Below are 19572 nucleotides of genomic sequence, written 5' to 3'. Positions count from 1 at the left end.
ATATTAATAACAATTCATATTCTATATTTGTTTTATCACTTTTAACAATGTTAGTCAAGTTTGTAAACACTTAATCTTTTCAGTTATTTCGCCTACTATAGATTCTAATCCAAAATATCCCTTCTGCATCTTCAATTTTGATATTAATCCTAAATATTGCTTAAGTGTCCCCATGATTATAACTTGCGACTTATCAATGCTCATATTTACACATCCTCGCTCAATTGCGGCCTCACCGCCTAAAGCCAGCATCTCTTGTTTTATTATATTCGCAGCTGCAGGATGTACATCATACAATTTTATTACGCTAAATAAAGCCTTTGGAGCCATAATCGATATTGACACATCTTCAATATTTAATTTCTTAAGTTCCTCTTTTGCGTCTTTGATATTATCAATTTTTAAAACTTCACTTCTCATATTAAAATAGGCCTACTATTTTGCCCTCCTCATCGATATTCATTCTCTCTGCCGCAGGATGTTTTGGAAGTCCAGGCATCGTCATGATATCCCCAGTCATTGCAACTATAAATCCCGCGCCTGCAGAGATTTTTAATTCTCTGACAGTTATATTAAAGCCTTTTGGTCTTCCTAAAAGATTCGGATTATCTGACAAAGAATACTGGGTCTTTGCTATACATACAGGCATGTCATTAAGTCCTAATTCATCTATATTTTTAATGTCCTTAAGTGCTTCCCTTGTGTATACCACACCGTCTGCGCCATATATTTCCTTCGCTATAATATCAATCTTTTCTTTAATTGGCACATCGGCATCATATAAATTGTGAAAATCCGATGGCATATTACAAGCGTCAATTACCTTTTTTGCTAAATCAATCCCACCATTGCCGCCTTTTCCCCATACATCTGCAAGAGCTACTTCAACTCCGATATTATTGCAAACTTCCTCGATATATGCTATTTCTCTGTCAGTATCAAATGTAAATTTATTTATTGCAACAACTACAGGTATTCCATATTTTTTGACATTTTCGATTTGTTTTACCAAATTGCCAATGCCTTTGCTCAATGCATCAATATCTTCTACTTTCAAGTCATCCTTTTTTAGTCCGCCGTGCATTTTAAGGGCCCTAATCGTTGCTACAATAACTGCTGCATTAGGCTTTAATCCTCCAAAGCGACATTTTATGTCAAAAAATTTCTCAGCTCCAAGGTCTGCACCAAAACCAGCCTCTGTGACAAGATAATCTGCAAGTTTTAGCCCATATTTTGTCGCCATAATGCTATTGCAACCATGTGCAATATTTGCAAAGGGTCCACCGTGTACAAAAGCAGGTACATTTTCAAGTGTTTGTACAAGATTTGGCTTTATCGCATCTTTTAAAAGAAGCGTCATAGCACCATCGGCTTTTAAATCCTTTGCCGTAACTGGCTTCCCATCTTTATCATAGCCTATAATAATCCTGCCGATTCTATCTTTTAAATCTATCAAATCTTTTGCTAAACATAAGATAGCCATTATTTCAGATGCAACTGTTATGATAAAACCATCTTGCCTTGGGTATCCGTTTATTTTGCCACCAAGCCCAACAACTATCTCTCTTAATGCCCTGTCATTCATGTCCATTGCCCTTTTCCATGTTATCCGCCTTACATCAATATTAAGCTCATTTCCTTGGTGAATATGGTTGTCTATCATGGCTGACAAAAGGTTATGTGCCGTTGTTATAGCATGCATATCACCTGTGAAGTGCAGATTAATATCCTCCATCGGTACAACCTGCGAATATCCACCGCCTGCTGCACCACCCTTTATCCCCATGCAAGGTCCTAGGGATGGCTCTCTTAAGGCAATTGCAACTTTCTTACCGAGTCTATTTAATGCTTGTCCGAGTCCAACAGTAACCGTTGATTTGCCTTCACCTGCAGGGGTTGGATTTATAGATGTGACTAAAATTAGCTTCCCATCTTTATTTTCCTTAATTTTGTCCCATATCTTTGATGAAATCTTTGCTTTGTATTTACCATAGTACTCTAAATACTCATCATCAATGCCTATCTTTTTCGCTACCTCTCCTATAGGCAACATTTTAGCTTCCTGTGCAATCTCAATGTCTGTCTTCAAAAAAAATCACCCCAGATATTTTAATCTTTTAATGGTTGTAAATAAATTTTTACTATTGTACCAACACCTTTTTTACTCAAAATTTTTATATTGCCACCATATGTGTCAAGTATGTTTTTACAGACGGATAAGCCAAGCCCCGTTCCGTCTTTTTTGGTTGTAAAAAGTGGCATCATAACCTTTTTTAAATCTTTTTTGTCTATTCCGCAGCCATTATCAGCTATTCTTATTATAACCTTATTTATATAAGAATTAAATCTTGTTGTCAAATATATTTTACCATCTTTGTCTATCGCCTGAAGGGCATTTTGAAAAATATTTAAAAGGATTTGTTTCAATTGATTGTAATCCATCTTAATCAGCGGTGTATTATTTAAATCTTTTATAATCTTCACATGGCGCTGAATGGCCTCTGCATCAATCAACAACATATATTTCTCTATTGCATCATTTAAATCAATTTTGTCATCACTTTTGCTATTTTTTACAACGCCAAGGTAGCTCATTGTAAGGTCTATAATCCTATCTGATTCATTTAACATCGACTCAAAATAGGTATGATTATCCTTATATTTCATCTGCATAAGCTGTAAAAAGCCCTTAATAGATGTAATGGAATTTTTTATCTCGTGTATCAAAGATGCGGCAAGTCCCCCCATTAAATTGTACTTCTCACTCTGTTCAATAATCTCACCCAATTTTATCTTTTCTGTGACATCTTTTAATATGAGGCATTGTAAAGAATCGTCGTATGTATTAGCTATTTCTATAGATAAATGATACTCATTGCCATCATCTTTTACTCTATATATCATCATTCCTTTATTTAGAATCTCATCAATATCAATATTTGAATCTAATCTTTTTATTATTTCATTAATATTCCTCTTAAAAGAATTAGAATAATTAGTCCTTACGAGCTTCAACGCAGCTCTATTCATATATTCTATATTTTTATTTTTATCTAATAAAATTATCCCTGTATCGATCAAATCAACTATTCTAAACCTTTTATAAAGTGTATTAAGGTATATATTAACATCATAAGTTGTTTTACAAGTGTATTTAATAAATTCTAAAAACTCTATGATACAGATTTTATTGCCATTTTCGTCATCTAAATAATTATCAATCACCTTAAATTTAATATCAAAACCGTATTTTGAATTTAAGTTTAATTCAAAAATGTTTTTGCCTACTTTTCTAGCATCACAAAGAAGAACATTATTAAAAAAAGAATTATAATTATTTATAACTTCATCTTCGTAGAAACCTAAGAATCTCAACAAGAATTTATTAATGTATATGACATCATTTTTAAAGTTTTTAATAATAATAAATTCATGTGATGAATTCACTAAATCATATAGCCAACTACCCTCAATATCCTCAAAATTCTCTATCGATTTTGTCATTTCTTCCATGATGATTCCTCTTTTCTTTTGTTGAAATATAAAGCCTTATTTAACTGAAATCTCTACGAAGAAGAAGTTATTAAATAGTAGCTTTTTATTTTGCATATTGCTGAAAGTAATAAATTTTGATATGAATTCTTCATATGCAAAATAAAATAGACAGCAAAAATATAGATACACCTTTATTATTATTTGACATAAATATTAAAAATCCTTCTTTTTTTGACAAATTATTTTCTGAAAAAATAAGTTTTTAAATATTTTGTATAAAAAAGGGCATACAAAACAAAACTTATTTTGTATACCCTTATTACTATGCTTGTTCAATTCCTTCGCTATCGTTAATATTTTCCCCATTAAAATATTTCTCAAATTCTTCGGCATTAAGTTTCTCTTTTACCATCAATGCTTGTGCAACCCTGTGTAATTTGTCTATATTTTCTTTTAAGAGCGTTTCTGCCTTTTTATAGCATTCATCAATGATCTTCTTCATCTCTTTGTCTATGTCATATTGGACTTCTTCACTGTAATTACGTGTTCTGCCTAAGTCACGCCCTATGAATATTTCATCATTATCTGTCCCGAATGTCATTGGGCCCAATTTTTCGCTCATGCCGTATTCTGTTACCATCTTTCTCGCTATACTTGTAGCTCTTTCAATGTCGTTTTGCGCACCTGTTGATATATCATTCAAAATCAAGCTTTCTGAAACACGGCCGCCTAATAAATGTACTATCTCGTCCATCATTTCTGATTTTGACATGTAGTATTTATCTTCCTCAGGCAATAGCATCGTATATCCACCAGCTCTACCTCTCGGAATGATCGTCACTTCATGGACCGGTGGTGTATTTGGAAGAAGTTTTGCAACAACAGCATGACCCGCTTCATGGTATGAAACAAGTTTCTTATCCCTCTCAGATATTACTCTACTTCTCTTTTCAGGTCCTGCTATTACCCTTGTTATGGCTTCCTCTAATTCTACCATGGTTATTTGTCTTAAGCCCTTCCTGGCTGTCAAAAGTGCGGCTTCGTTCATTAAATTCTCAATATCCGCACCTGTAAAACCAGGTGTACGCCTTGCTAATACCTTTAGTGATACATCTGGCGCAAGTGGTTTATTTCTTGAATGGACTTTTAATATTTCTTCTCTACCTTTAATATCCGGTACGCCAACCGTTACGTGTCTATCAAATCTTCCCGGCCTTAAGAGCGCCGGATCAAGTATATCCGGTCTATTTGTTGCAGCTATAACGATAATGCCTTCATTAACGCTAAAACCGTCCATTTCCACAAGTAACTGATTAAGGGTTTGCTCTCTTTCATCATGGCCACCACCAAGACCAGCACCTCTATGACGGCCTACCGCATCAATTTCATCGATAAATATTATACATGGAGAATTCTTTTTAGCTTGTTCAAAAAGATCCCTTACTCTTGATGCACCTACACCAACAAACATCTCAACAAAGTCAGAACCACTTATACTGAAAAATGGTACACCTGCTTCACCAGCAACGGCTTTAGCTAATAATGTTTTTCCTGTACCAGGCGGTCCTACAAGCAATACGCCCTTTGGTATACGTGCACCTAACTCTAAAAACTTCTTTGGGAATTTTAAAAACTCTACTATCTCCTGAAGTTCCTCTTTCTCTTCATCGGCACCTGCAACATCATTAAATGTAACCTTCTTCTTCTCATCCGTAACCATTTTTGCTCGGCTTTTACCAAATGACATGACTCTGTTGCCGCCACCGCCTTGTGCCTGCTGTATAAATACATACCACAATACAATGAGTACAACTACCATAAACAGAGTTGGCAATAAAGAATACCACCACGGTGTATTTTGAGGTGGTTCACTTTTTACGGAAATCTTATTTGCTTCGATATATGGCGTTAATAATTGCATAAACGACGATATATCTGGTACATTGCTGTTAAATGCCGTCCCGTCTTTCAAAGTCCCCGTAATAGTCGTTCCAGATATTGTCAGCCCCGAAATATTTTCTCTTCTCACCTGACTATAAAGTTCTGTAACATCAATAGTTCTCGGTTGTTTTACATTATCAGTATATAATTGTACAATTGCATATAAGGCGATTATTATCAGTATCCAAATAACGATACCTCTGATCGTTTTATTCAAATATGGCCCTCCCTTCAAAAAGCCCTATTACTTAATTAATAATACCATATAGGTTATAAAAAAACAAATTTCAACTATATAATTCCGGTTTTAAAACACCTATAAAAGGAAGATTCCTGTATTTTTCATCATAGTCAAGGCCATAACCAACGACAAATTTATCCGGTATTTTAAATCCTGTATAATCTACTTTTACATCTGTCTCTCTTCTTTCAGGCTTATCCAATATTGTGCAAATCCTTAAGCTATTGGGCTTTCTGCCAAGCAGCGTCTTTCTTAAATATGCTAATGTTAATCCGCTATCAATTATGTCTTCTACAATAAGTACATCTTTTCCCTCGATGCTTATGTCAAGGTCTTTAATAATTTTTACAATACCTGATGAGCGTGTAGAACTTCCATAGCTTGAAACAGCCATATAATCAATTGAAAGAGGTAAATCTATGCATCTGGAGAGGTCTGCCATAAAAGTAACAGCACCTTTTAATACTCCTATAAGCATTAAATTTTTTCCTTCATAGTCTTTTGTAATTTCCTTACCCATTTCTGCAGTCTTCTCTTTTAGCTGTTTTTCCGTTATTAAAACTTCATCAATGTCCTTTTCTAAATTTTCCATCATTCTTCCTCCTTAATTATTTTTAATGTATTCGATTGAAAGTACTCTTTTAGTTTTTTCATTGACTTTGTATTTATCAGACATCCTATATCCTACGATCCACACAATACAATTTCCTATTGCAAGAAGCGGTATCGTATCACGCATCTCTCTTGGCACTTTTTCATCAATAAAATATTCTTTAAGTGTCTTAGTACCTTTCATGTTTAAAGGCGAAATAACATCACCTGTTTTTCTTTTTCTTATTATTACATCGTCATTAATCATATCCATATCAAACAATTTATGATATTTTCCTGTATCAAGTTGACCTACATCTTTGATATCTATAACTTTCGTTTTAAAAGTTCCAAATCTAGATGCGTTTGTTATGCCCGGAATTATGAGTTTTACCTCGATATCCCCCTTATTTTCTGGCTTCCTCTTTCTGAATATAAGATTATTATAGCTTTTTATTACTTCAATTTCAAAGGGCATATCAATTTTTGATGAAGTCTGTTTATCCATGAGCTTAAGCACATCTTCAACATGTTTGTATGTCAAGCCATTTATATCACCCTTTATAGCTTTATATGCCATTCTTATAAGCCTTTTTTTTAATGCATCATGTACTTCTCTAATCCCATCTATATTTAGTAAAAGGCCTTCTTTATTATATGTTGAAATCTTCTTAAATATTTTTTCACATTCAATATTTAGATAATTATCATCATCAGTAATTATCTGTGATGTTCTATATAGATTTTCAACTATGTCTATATTAAAATTCTTTTCAATAAATGGTATTAATTTCAGTCTAATTCGATTTCTCCTGTATATATCCTCATTGTTTGTACTATCTATAACAGGTTTTAGATTTTTTGACTCCAGATACTTTAAAATCTCTCTTCTATCAGTTTCAATCAATGGCCTTATTATATTCCCATTAACAGGTTTAATGCCGATGAGACCCGTAGTACCAGAACCCCTTAATATATTTAAAAGAATTGTCTCTGCAACATCGTTTTTATTGTGGGCAACAGCTATTTTATAAGCATTTTCCTTTTTTAGTATGTCAAAAAATGCCTTATACCTTATTGTGCGCCCAGCAGATTCCTCTGATAGTCCATTTTCCGCAGCATATTTTTTGACATCCACCTTAAATAAAAAAAATGGGATTCCCATCCCTCTACATGTATCTTCTACAAACGCCGCGTCACAGTCGGCTTCCTGCCCTCTTAGCATATGATTTACATGTACTACATATAACTTAAGGTTGTAGTCCACCTTAATTTCATATAATAAATTAAGAAGGCACAATGAATCAGGACCACCTGATACACCTACAACAATACTATCATTTTTCCTAATCATATTGTATTTTTTTATTGTTTTAATTACACTATCAATCATCAATATCCCCTACAAAGCTACTATCAATAGTATTAAAAATATAACACCTGATGCAAAAAGCATATTATTCAAAATAAACGACACTTTTTCATTGAAGCAACAGTTCTTAAGGTTAATATATAACCTATTTAAATCATATGTACCATTTAAAGCTTTCATTATAACTATATAATAATTTCCAAGCCTCTTTTTTGAGTTTCTAAGTATTTGAGCTATTGAATACATGTCATGTCTAACTATTTTCCCCATCACAAGGTATATAAATAACATTCCGACTTCAAATGATAGATATCCCGAATCAGCCTTTCTGAATCCCATTGACCAGCTTGCTCTATCAAAATCCGGTGTAAATTCTTTGATGCCTTCATTTCCTTTTACCGTTGAGCCATAATCAATGAGTACAAGCCTTTTATTTCTTTCATCCATCATGATATTTGATGGTTTAAGGTCCGTATAGTATATGCCAACTCTTTTAAGTGATAAAAGCATATTAGTAACATCAGCACATATAAATGCGGCATTTTCTGCACTTACACCGCTTTTTATTAATCTTCCGAGGTCATAACCCTCTATATATTCAATTACTATATAATGATATAAAGTATTATACAATATTATATCATCCAAATCAAATACTGTTGGAACGAAATTATAATTTTTAAGCATATTAAGCATTTTATGCTCTTTTGTAATACTTATTAGATTATCACATATTTTTAGTGCGAATTTATAATTATTTATATCATGTACTAGAAAAACATTTGCCACACCGCCCCCGCCGAGACTTTTGTCGACTATATATATATTACCATTATAGATGCCTTTTACTGCAGTACCCTTTTTAAGCATTTATACAATGTGCCTTATTGAAAAAATTTCCTTCTTAAAAAGCGATGTGGCTCTTTCAATGGCAGGTGCTGTAGGAGTATTGCCGCCTGGTTTTATATTATTAAGGCTTAGCTCTATATCAAAAGCATTTGATGTAAAAGGACAAACTACCCTCGTATAATCACCATTTTCACCAGGAAAACCGATTAAGCCTATTTCACTTTTACCTTTTCTAACTTTAAAGGTATTTAATAGATCTTTAATACTGCCTTTAGCTTTTTTTAGTTTATTACACATGCTGCCGCTTAAATCAAGTAAAATAACGCATCTAAGGTCTAAAGTGTCTGATAGATTTTCAATAAAATCAATAATTTGTGTCCTTAAAGCTGGATGCAATTCCTCTATACTCTTACCTATAATTGACCTTAATTCATTGTTTATAGTTTTACTCAAAGTCATTTCAATAGATTTTTGAGTAACCATCGTTAAAGATTTAATAAGCTTGTCAGAATATATGATGTCATATATTCCACCGCCATTATTTGCTATAGCTTTTATTTCTTTTTCAGATATATTTTCATCATCTACAATACCTATTGCACTAACTGTGATGCCTTTCTGTCTCGCGTACAATGCTGCAATTGCTGGATTACCACCTACATTTGACTGGCCGTCTGTAATAACAACAATCTGCTTTAATAAAACTTCGGACATAAATATCCCTCCATAAGCATTTTTAATTATTGTTACCAACTTATAGAAGGATTATTCAATTCTATATATGTCTCTTCCATATCTTTGTAACAAGCACCGTCATATCATCTTTTGGTATATTGTTGCAGAGCTCCAAGCATTTCTTCATGATGGTCTCCGCCATATCCTGTGGATTCCTTATATCTAAGTCCTTTAAAAACCTTGAAAAGTTTGCCTCCTTGTCGCCTTCAAAAGAGTCAAGTACACCGTCTGTAGCAAGGATAACAAAATCTCCGTCTTTTAATTTTCTTTCATGTACGTCTGCATCGACATCTTCTAAGATGCCTATGGGTAGTGAACTTGATTCAATGACATCGACATCTTTCCCGCTCTTTATAAAAGTAGCAGACGCACCAATCTTTATAAATTCAGCATCGCCTGAAAACAAATCGATAAAGGATATATCAACTGTAGAAAACATCTCTTCTGCAGACCTTAAGGCGAGGATAGAATTCAAAGTCTGGACGATAAGGCCTTTGTCAAATCCCGCTTCAATAAATCTCTCTAAAAGCGATATTGTTGTACTGCTTTCAGATGCCGCTCTATAACCAAATCCCATACCGTCACTTAATGCAGCCATGTATTTCCCGCCTTCCAATTCCATAAACGAATATGTGTCACCAGAAATCTTATTTGTATTTTTATTGACTTTGCTAATACCGGTCGAGACTTGATAGCTTTCCGCCCTCGTAAGTGTCAGTGTACACCTTCCTTTAGCATTGATAGAGCAAAGGGTATTCTTCCTCTCATACTTCTCACCCATAATCTCTGATACAGCCGGAATTACCTTTCTCTCACATTCTTTTGCGGCATAACATGCTTTTTTGTATATCTTTATAACAACATTGCCATCACCTGTATCATAAACAATGACATCTTCAACGGGAATACCACGTTTATCAAGTTCTACCATGATATGCTGTTCAAGTTCGTCTTTGAATGTAATATTCATGCTTATATCATCGGCCATATTTGATATTGCTGTAGATATACCCTTTAGCTGATTTGATACAATGTTTTTTGCATCTTTTAACCTCTCTCTCCACTGCATGTTGATCTTATACAACTGCAAATTGTGCTTTGTACAATTAAAAAGTTCCGGAAACTTTATACATTTCTTATAAAGCTTATTATTTTCTATACTGCCGCTCCCCTCAAGGTTTTCTACCATCTCAAACATACTCTTATATGTAAAATAAAAATCTTTATCCCAGCATGTTTTATACATTGCACAATCTGTACATGTTTTATTCGCAATCTCTTCAAAAAGATATGATATATCTTTATGATCAAGAATCCTTTCATTGGCCTTTTTAAAACTCTTGCCAAGCTCGTCAAAAACCTCAGAATACTCCTTTAATTTATCTGTGACAACTTCCTTTAATTTTACGCTATAATTCCTTTCACTCAAATCTTTATTGCCTTTCACTATAAATAAAAGCTTGTCCAAATACTTTTTAGGCACTGCAAGAAATAAGGCAGATGCCAATGCCAGATCATATGGATTTATGAGCAATTTTGTTGAGGCATTTATATAAAATGTCATAATAGCGGTAGCTACTAAGAAGCCTAAGACAATTCCAAGTCTATTTAGCTTTTTCATGCTTCCAGATAGCAAACCTGCAAAACCATAGAGTCCAACGGATGTTGGTGTTTGCAATAATGAAAGGCTACCAAGTAATCCAATCGTTGTTCCAACGCTTGTCCCAGTTCCGACACCACCTATATAAGAACTTAGTAAAATGACCAAGATACCAACAGCACTATTTAGAGTGAACTTCCATAGCATAATATTATTAAGCCCCAAGATTATAAGTCCTATCAATATACATAATGAGATAATCTCTTCATTTGAGATTACCTTTCTATTTGTTCTGTTCAAAAGGGATATAGCCTGGTTAAATATAAATACCATAAGCATTGCAACTATCGATTCATAAAATGTCGTCATAATGTCAAAAAGGAGAAATCCGTATGCTTTACTATAGATAATACCTATAGTAAATAATGATAAAAAAGTAATAATTGAAACTTTAAAGATATTTTTACTTTTTACCTTAAATAAAGTTTCTAAAAATAAAATCAAAATAAAGACAAAAAGATATTTTGTGCTATTTACATTAGTAAGTGTCAATGTACCTAAGTAAATTCCAATTCCCGCTATAAAATACTTTCTTCTAAACATGATTAAAACTGCAAAATAGGCCACACCGAAAGGAAGCAAATTTTCGAGAATCTGTGCTCTTCCTATTATGAAACCTATTAATGTAAAAATTATTGCATTTATGATAAACCTAATGTTGCCATTCTGTGTTTTTGTATTGTTTTCCTTTTTTGCAATCCTGCTGTATGGAAGGATATCAGTATTTTGCATTTTTTACCACCACCGTTACTTTTTGACATGATTATAGCATCATGTAATAGGAATAATTTGTAAATTTGTGGTGCAAGAAATAATTTTTTAGCGACATAATCTTTAAGAAAAATAAAAAAAGCTACAAAAGATTGTAGCTTTTAAATTTGAAATCATATGTAATTTTGGTGACCCCGACGGGATTCGAACCCATGTTACCGCCGTGAAAGGGCGATGTCTTAACCACTTGACCACGGGGCCAGAACAAATCATATTTTATCATATTTTGTAGATTTGTCAATTAGTAATTTTTACCTAGTGTAATTATTCTGTGATAATGTCATATTGAATTTATTCTGATAAAATGTCATATATGAGAGAAGGAGATATTCAATATAACTCAAAAAGAAATAACTCGTCTTAGAGTTATCAATCAAACTATTGATAAAGTCATAATCATCAGAGAAGCTGCTGAGCTTCTGGGCTTCAGTGAACGCCAAGTAATTAGGTTAAAAGGAGGGGTTTTAAAAGAAGGACCAGCGTTCATAATTCACAAAAATAGAGGCAGGAAGCCTCAGCACGCTCTTTTGGATGAAATCAGAACTAGAATTGTTGAATAAAGCAATCGAAGTATCAAGAGGCTAATTTCATGTATTTTTCTGAGTTGCTGGAGGAACATGAAAATATTAAACTGAGTTATTCAACAATATATAGGGGCTTGACTCAAGAGGGTATTAAAAGCCCTAAAAAACATCGTAAGCGTAAATCTCATCATCGAAGAAAGAGAAAACCTCAAAAGTAATGCTGGTTCAGATTGATGCTTCTCCGCCATGAGTGGATCATAGGTGGTAAATCATTTACTCTTCATGGAGCAATAGATGACGCTACTAGTGAAATACTTGCCTTTTTCTTTGCTCCAAATGAATGCATGGAAGGGTATTTTGAAATCATAAGACAAATAGTTAAAACCATGGTATTCCAATGAGTATATACTGTGACCGTCACACTATTTTTGTCTCTCCTAATGATAGTAAGCTATCTATAGAAGAACAATTAGAGGGAAAGACAATTAATCTTACACAGTTTGGAAGGGCCATGGATGAACTTGGAATTTATATTATTAAGGCTAATTCTCCACAAGCTAAAGGCCACGTTGAAAAGCTATGGGATACGCTTCAAAACAGGCTTCCTGTTGAATTTAAGATTCATGGGATTGACACTATGGAAGCTGCTTATGCCTTTTTATCGCAATTTATTGTTGCTTATAATAAAAAGTTTGGTGTTGAACCTGAAAATCCTGAACCTGCTTTTAGGCCACTTGATTCTAATATTAACCTTGATTATATCTTATGCGTAAAGGAGGAACGTACTATCATTGAAGGGTCTGCTTTTTCTTACAAGGGTAAGTATTATCAACTTATCAAGAATGGTAAAAAAGGCTCCAGCTATGCCCAAAGCTAAACTTACTGTTTTAAGCAGTTCTAAAATAGGCTTAAAAAGCTTTGTGTGCTGATGTTATATTGATACTTTGCTTCTTGATGAACGTCCGAAAAAAAGAATCTTCAAAATCATCTAAAGAGAAAGCTGTAAAACGGACTATAGTAAAGCCAAGTGCCGATCACCCATGGCGACAAACACAAAAGAAGAAGCCTAATTGCGCGTATGAAGAAAGCGATCGTGAGATCGTTGAAATGCTTAATCAGCTTTTCAATTCTACGCGTACATGGGCATAGAAAAATATTGTCATATATTATGATACTTGCTTTGATGGTATTTATCAAGGCTTAATTTTCTATGCCCTTTTTTAAAATACCTTTAATTTTATATCACTAACCAGCCTTGCCATAGCAGCATATGAAAAAATTCCTAGTTTCAATTCTTATTTTGTTATCATAGTTCCTAATGCTACAACTAAAATTTAAAGCATACCGTAGAGATGACATTTTTTACTAAATAAATTTGTTCTTTTTTAGGTAACATTTTCACAGACTATTGAGACTTTTCTTTTCAATCTTTTTAGAAATCCTATATAAATAGAGCTACTTGTTTGTAACAAGTAACTCTATTTATATTATGCATTTATTTTATTTAATTTTTCTACCAATTCCATTACATTATCTAAGACTTTTTTCTCTGATATATTTATTATTTTTTTATTAACTATACTTTCTTTTCCATCTATTACAACTCTACTAATTGCATTTGGTTGCATAGAATAAACAATATTATTTATTATAGAACTATTAGGAGAAAAAATTGGTTGTAAGGATAAATCTTCTAAGTCTATTCCAACAAAATCCGCCATATAACCTGGTTTAATTTTGCCTATTGGCAAACCTAAAACTTTTCCTCCTTGTTCAGTTCCCATTTTAAATACTTGCTTTGAATCAATTATTGTTGTATCTAATTTATTAATTTTTTGTAATAATGATGTCATTCTCATCTCTTCGAAAACACTAATGCGATTATTACTACATGCACCATCGGTCCCTAATCCAATTGTCATATTATTTTTTAATAACTCAGGAATATCCGTAATACCATCTGCTAAAAACATATTACTAGATGGACAATATGCCAAATTAACTTTATTCTTCTCTAATAATTGCAATTCATCTTTGCTTAACCAAACGGCATGAATCGCTACCATTCTTTCGTCTAAAATCCCGAATTTGTTTAGAAGTTGTATTGGTCTTAATCTGTATTTTTTTAGTATATCATTAACTTCAAACATTTCTTCGGCAACATGGATATGAAAATGTGTATCTAACTCTTTGGCCAAATTATATCCCGCTTTTATCATATCGATGGATGCCCCATGGAGACTATGGGGAGCCGGTGATATTGTAATCATTGCATCACCTTGATATTTTATTGCCAAATATTTTGTATTTTTAACTGCCTGATCTACTGTTTCTTGATAACCTTTAGGTGCTCCATTCCAATCATACATAGCTCTAGCAAGAACCAAGCGAATACCAGTATCCTTAGCAGCTTTAATTATGGCTTCATCACTATTTATCCCATTATTATGTAAATAAAAGAAATCACATACAGTCGTTACACCATATTTCATCATTTCTGTAAATGCAAATAAGGCACACTTGTAAATATCATCATCACTAAGGTAAGGTGAATACTTATATAAAGCAAGATCTCGCCAAACTAAAAATGGTTTATCATCAGCGATACTCCTTAATATACTCTGAAAAGAATGATTATGCGCATTTACAGTACCAGGTATCATAACAAGTTTGTCCCAATTAATTATTTTTGCGTCCGTATATTTATATTTTAATAAGTGAAAATCATTAATTTCGCTTATAATACCATCTGATACAAAAACACCACTATTTCTAATAAAGCCTCTCTCTGTTAGCAATAATTCGGGTTTATATATAATTTTCATTATTGATCTAGCTCCTCATCTAATATAAGAATCGTCTCTAATAATGTATTTGCCGCTTTTATAATATCTTTATTCTTTGTACTTTCCTCCGGACAATGGCTTTTTCCATCAACACTTGCTACAAATAACATTCCGGTCTTAGTAATATCACTCATATGAACCGTATCATGTCCCGCCATACTAACTATTTCTTCAAAAGGTTCATTCATTTTGTATAATGCTTTTTTCATTGCGTCTATAACTGTATTATCCATTTTAACTTCTCTTTGTTTTAATATCGTTTTATTAATTATTTTTACCTTTCTTTCTGTCTCGACATATGAAATACACTCCATAAGTTTACTGTATATTATTCTTGCTAATTCATGATTTGGTGTTCTATATTCCAGTATCATTTTTACATTGCCTGGTATAATATTTACTGAACTAGGTTCAATTACTAAATGCCCTATAGTACCTACAACATAATCATTCTTAAAACTTTTAATTATTCTTTCGAATTTAAGACATATAATTGACGCGGCAATTAAAGCATCGTGTCTTTCATCCATAGCAGTTGTACCGGCATGATTTGACTCACCTATAATTTGTAGAGCTTCTCTATATATTCCTGTTATTTCAGTAACAACACCTACGGATAAGTCCTTTTTAAATAATTTATTTCCTTGTTCAATATGACATTCTATAAAAGCACTTACATCTTTTGTAGACTTTTTTGCAAGGTCTAAATTGTTGATATTACCACCTAATTTAGATATAATATCTTTTAACCAAATGCCATTATTGTCTTTTATATCCTTAATATCTTTTTTGTTCAATTTACCTGCAACGACACGGCTACCTAAAGTTGATAAATTAAATTTATTTGGTTCTTCAGATGCAAATGATACTACCTTTAATGGATGTCTTAAATTAATCTCTTTTTCTTTAATAATTTGTATAACTTCGGTTGCAAGAATAATGCCTAGGGCCCCATCATATCTTCCGCCATTCAAAACCGAGTCATGATGTGACCCTATAATAATAGCAGGTAAATCTAAATTCTCATTTAAGCATCCCCATAAATTTGATATGGGATCTATTATTGTCTTTATTCCTATATCTTTTTCCCAAAGGTTCTTAATCCAATTTCTTGCCTTTATATCAGATTCGCTACCAAAACATCTATCAATCCCTCCATTCTCATTTACACCAAACTGTGATAATATTTTTAACCTTTCAAATATCCTATTACTATTAACTGTTAATATATTTATTGAATAATTATTCAATTTAACTCCTGCCTTTTTTATTTATTTTTGTAAACAACTGCTCCCTTTTTTATTACAGTATCAACAATATTGATTCCAGTGCAATAAGGTAAAAAATTATAATTCGGATATTTCAAAATAACTAAATCACCTTGCTTTCCTTTCTCAATGCTTCCCACTAATTTTTCTCTATCAACTGCAGCAGCACCATTTAATGTTAATGCTGTCAATACTTCTTCAACTGACATATTCATATATATACATGATATAGCAATTATTAGCGGAATAGAATTTGTAAAACAGCTTCCAGGGTTAAAATCACTTGCAAGAGCTACGGCACAACCCTCGTCTATCATTTTTCTTGCATTAGCATATGGTTTATTAAGACAAAAAGCAGTTAAGGGCAATAAAGTTGCTATAACTTTATTTTTTGATAAGGATCTTATACCATCATCAGAAGCATTTAATAGATGATCAGCAGATACAGCATTTAATGATCCTGCAAGCTCGGCTCCACCAGAACTAGTAATTTCGTCAGCATGAATTTTTAATTTTAAGCTATTCTTTCTTGCATTAATAAGTAATTTTTCTGATAAATTAATTGAAATAACATCTTTTTCACAAAATACATCACAAAATTCTGCTAGTTTATATTTTGCTATATATGGAATCACATATTTAATAATATAATTTATATAATCGGCATCTTTTCCTTCATATTCTTTTGGTATAGAGTGTGCTCCTAAATAAGTTTCGACAATATCTATTGGATGATTTTCATTTAATTCCTTCATAACTTTTAATTGTTTTATTTCTGTATCAAAATCAAGTCCATACCCACTTTTACCTTCAACCGTTGTTATACCAAATGAAAGCATGTTATTCAATCTTTGATATCCTAACTTATATAATTCAGTAAAAGAGGATTCTCTTGTTTTTGATACGGTATTTTCGATTCCCCCGTGATTTTTCATTATTTCCATATAACTTATACCATTTATTCTAGACATAAATTCTTTTTCCCTATAACCACCGAAAATGAAATGAGTATGTGAATCAACAAAACCAGGAATAACACATTTACTTTTTGCATCGATAATATTAGAACTTCTTGTATTGTATTTATCTAAAATGTAATCTGTTTTTCCAACATCAACTATATTACCATTCTTTATTATAATTGCACCTTTATTAATAATTTTAATATCTTTCATTTCTTTACCATATTTAGCTTCTTTACCAACGGGCGTTGCAATTGTCGCATTTATTATAATTAAATCATCCATTATTGTTCTCTAAAATAGTCATTTACAGACCTTTCAATCAATTCTTCGTCAGCTAAATATGGTAATGTTATTTGAGATGATTCTTTATATGATTTGTTAAATGAAATGGCTGTTTCAATTGAATGTTCGTTTCGTGCCCAACTTCTTCTAGAAACGCCACCAATTACATCCCACATGATTGCGGATTTTATAATATTATCAATTCTTTCACTTCCATCAAGCACAAGTCCAAATCCACCATTTATAGCTTTACCTATACCAACTCCACCACCATTATGAAGTGTGACTAGACTCATACCTCTTGCAGCATTACCAGCAAAACATTGTACTGCCATATCAGCCATCACGTTACTACCATCCTTGATGTTTGCTGTCTCTCTAAAAGGAGAATCAGTACCACTAACATCATGGTGATCTCGGCCAATCATTACTGGACCAATTTCCTTATTTCTCACCATTTCATTAAATTTTAATGCAATTTTTATTCTTCCTTCTGCATCTTGATATAATATTCTTGCCTTTGTTCCTACAACTAGGTTATACTTCTCAGCATTTTTTATCCAATTATAATTATCTCTGTCTTGATACCTTCTATTTATATCAATGCAGTCCATGGCAGCTTTATCAGTTTTAATTAAATCTTCATTCTTTCCGCTTAAACATACCCATCTAAATGGTCCATAACCATAATCGAATAATTGTGGACCCATTATATCTTCAACATATGATGGCAAAATAAAACCGTCTTTTTCATCTACACCATTTTTTGATATTTCTTTTACTCCTGCGTCATATACGGCTTTTAAAAACGAATTGCCGTAATCAAAAAAATATGATCCACGATTAACACACTGTTTAATTAATTCATAATGTTTCCTAAGGCTTTTATTTACTAGATTTTTAAATAATTCCCTATCTTCACTTAAAAGCCGCGTTCTTTCCTCAAAACTTATACCTTGTGGGCAGTATCCTCCTTCATATACAGCATGACATGAAGTCTGATCAGATAAAAGATCTACTTTAATATTATTTCTTACCACATATTCTAGTAAATCAACAACATTCCCGTAATAAGCTATTGAAATTGGTTGCTTATTTTTTAAATATTTTTCTGCAATATTAAATATTTCATCAAGATTTGATGAAACCTTAGATACCCATCCTTGTTTAAATCTTGTGTCTATTCGTGATTTATCAACCTCAGCAATAATTCCTACTCCATTTGCTATTTCAATTGCTTTAGCCTGAGCACCACTCATTCCGCCAAGTCCAGAACTTATAAATAAATGTCCTCTTAAGTCACTATTATTGGGAATATTTAATTTTAATCTTCCTGCATTTAATAGTGTATTGTATGTTCCATGAACAATTCCCTGCGGTCCTATATACATCCAACCACCAGCTGTCATCTGACCATAGTTTGCCACTCCCATCTGTTCTGCAATTTCCCAGTCATCCATATTATCAAACATACCTACCATTAAACCATTAGTTATTATAACCCTTGGAGCATCTTCTTTTGTTTTAAATAAACCCAAAGGATGTCCTGACTCAATAACAAGAGTTTGATCAGATTCCATTGCTTGTAAATACTTTTTTATAAGTCTATATTGCATCCAATTTTGACACACACTCCCTGTTTCACCATATGTAACTAGTTCATATGGATATAAGGCTACATCGAAATCTAAATTATTATCTATCATTACCTGAAATGCCTTACCTTCAATGCATTTACCAGGATATTCATCAATTGGCTTGCCATAAATTCTTCCTTCAGGTCTGAATCTATATCCATATATTCTTCCACGTGTAGTTAACTCTTCTAAGAACTCGGGGATAAGTTCTTTATGATATCTTTCAGGAATATATCTTAATGCGTTTTTTAAAGCAATCTTCGTTTGACTTTTATTAAGCCTAAAGCCTCTATCTGGGGCTCTTCTTACTCCCTCTACAAACTTCGGCATTTTTGGCAATTCTTCATCCAATGATATTCTCATCGCTTTTGAAATTATATTATTAATATCCATTT

At 32.6% G+C, this 19572-nt stretch carries 16 protein-coding genes and 1 tRNA gene; 3 read left to right on the top strand and 14 right to left on the bottom strand.

Features of this window, described 5'->3' with window-relative positions; genetic code table 11:
• Positions 1-54: 54 nt before the first annotated feature.
• From CPG45_RS09415 to CPG45_RS09370, 10 genes are all read right to left on the bottom strand, one after another.
• Positions 55-420 (bottom strand): hypothetical protein, encoded by a 366-nt coding sequence (locus tag CPG45_RS09415; RefSeq protein WP_096231663.1) that lies wholly within the window; start codon positions 418-420, stop codon positions 55-57.
• A 1-nt stretch (position 421) separates the two neighbouring features.
• Positions 422-2089, bottom strand: coding sequence for a formate--tetrahydrofolate ligase (locus CPG45_RS09410; RefSeq protein ID WP_096231662.1), 1668 nt, complete (start codon positions 2087-2089; stop codon positions 422-424).
• Between the two features lie 20 nt (positions 2090-2109).
• Entirely contained in the window at positions 2110-3513 is a 1404-nt protein-coding gene (locus CPG45_RS09405) for an ATP-binding protein (protein WP_096231661.1), read from the bottom strand.
• A gap of 304 nt (positions 3514-3817) precedes the next feature.
• Positions 3818-5653, bottom strand: a complete 1836-nt coding sequence (ftsH, locus tag CPG45_RS09400; protein WP_096231660.1) for an ATP-dependent zinc metalloprotease FtsH — start codon at positions 5651-5653, stop codon at positions 3818-3820.
• Between the two features lie 70 nt (positions 5654-5723).
• Complete coding sequence (gene hpt, locus CPG45_RS09395) at positions 5724-6269, bottom strand: hypoxanthine phosphoribosyltransferase (RefSeq protein WP_096231659.1); 546 nt, start codon at positions 6267-6269, stop codon at positions 5724-5726.
• Positions 6270-6281: 12 nt separating this feature from the next.
• Positions 6282-7661 carry a tRNA lysidine(34) synthetase TilS gene (gene tilS / locus CPG45_RS09390; RefSeq protein ID WP_096231658.1) on the bottom strand — a complete coding sequence of 460 codons (1380 nt, stop codon included), beginning with the start codon at positions 7659-7661 and terminating at the stop codon, positions 6282-6284.
• 9 nt (positions 7662-7670) lie between these two features.
• Positions 7671-8510: a protein kinase domain-containing protein gene (locus tag CPG45_RS09385; RefSeq protein WP_096231657.1), complete on the bottom strand. Its 840-nt coding sequence runs from the start codon at positions 8508-8510 to the stop codon at positions 7671-7673.
• Complete coding sequence (locus CPG45_RS09380) at positions 8511-9203, bottom strand: vWA domain-containing protein (protein ID WP_096231656.1); 693 nt, start codon at positions 9201-9203, stop codon at positions 8511-8513.
• A gap of 61 nt (positions 9204-9264) precedes the next feature.
• Positions 9265-11616, bottom strand: coding sequence for a stage II sporulation protein E (gene spoIIE, locus CPG45_RS09375; protein WP_096231655.1), 2352 nt, complete (start codon positions 11614-11616; stop codon positions 9265-9267).
• 165 nt (positions 11617-11781) lie between these two features.
• Positions 11782-11856: transfer RNA gene (locus tag CPG45_RS09370), tRNA-Glu, on the bottom strand.
• A gap of 125 nt (positions 11857-11981) precedes the next feature.
• On the opposite strand from CPG45_RS09370, the gene CPG45_RS18500 reads away from it, so the two are divergent.
• The 3 genes from CPG45_RS18500 (at position 11982) to CPG45_RS17110 (ending at position 13056) form a co-directional block, all read left to right on the top strand.
• Positions 11982-12215 carry a helix-turn-helix domain-containing protein gene (locus tag CPG45_RS18500; RefSeq protein WP_502695817.1) on the top strand — a complete coding sequence of 78 codons (234 nt, stop codon included), beginning with the start codon at positions 11982-11984 and terminating at the stop codon, positions 12213-12215.
• A gap of 194 nt (positions 12216-12409) precedes the next feature.
• On the top strand, positions 12410-12580 hold the full coding sequence (locus tag CPG45_RS17115) for a hypothetical protein (protein ID WP_197702792.1): 171 nt from the start codon (positions 12410-12412) through the stop codon (positions 12578-12580).
• On the top strand, positions 12577-13056 hold the full coding sequence (locus CPG45_RS17110; protein WP_197702791.1) for a hypothetical protein: 480 nt from the start codon (positions 12577-12579) through the stop codon (positions 13054-13056). The genes CPG45_RS17115 and CPG45_RS17110 overlap by 4 nt, the downstream gene beginning before the upstream one ends.
• Positions 13057-13666: 610 nt before the next feature.
• Here CPG45_RS17110 and CPG45_RS09360 read toward each other — a convergent pair.
• The 4 genes from CPG45_RS09360 to hutU are packed head-to-tail and all read right to left on the bottom strand — an operon-like array spanning position 13667 to position 19570.
• Complete coding sequence (locus tag CPG45_RS09360; protein ID WP_096231654.1) at positions 13667-15004, bottom strand: amidohydrolase family protein; 1338 nt, start codon at positions 15002-15004, stop codon at positions 13667-13669.
• Entirely contained in the window at positions 15004-16275 is a 1272-nt protein-coding gene (locus tag CPG45_RS09355) for a hydantoinase/carbamoylase family amidase (RefSeq protein WP_157732376.1), read from the bottom strand. The genes CPG45_RS09360 and CPG45_RS09355 overlap by 1 nt, the downstream gene beginning before the upstream one ends.
• A 17-nt stretch (positions 16276-16292) precedes the next feature.
• Positions 16293-17540, bottom strand: a complete 1248-nt coding sequence (gene hutI / locus CPG45_RS09350) for an imidazolonepropionase (protein ID WP_096231652.1) — start codon at positions 17538-17540, stop codon at positions 16293-16295.
• The gene (gene hutU, locus CPG45_RS09345; RefSeq protein WP_096231651.1) at positions 17540-19570 is read right to left on the bottom strand and encodes a urocanate hydratase; all 2031 of its coding nucleotides are present in this window, start codon (positions 19568-19570) and stop codon (positions 17540-17542) included. The genes hutI and hutU overlap by 1 nt, the downstream gene beginning before the upstream one ends.
• Positions 19571-19572 lie beyond the last annotated feature (2 nt).

Origin of the sequence: Thermoanaerobacterium sp. RBIITD (genome assembly GCF_900205865.1) — a bacterium.
GTDB lineage: Bacteria > Bacillota > Thermoanaerobacteria > Thermoanaerobacterales > Thermoanaerobacteraceae > Thermoanaerobacterium.
Note: the sequence above shows the minus strand (reverse complement) of the source record. Positions and strands in the feature narration are given on the sequence as shown.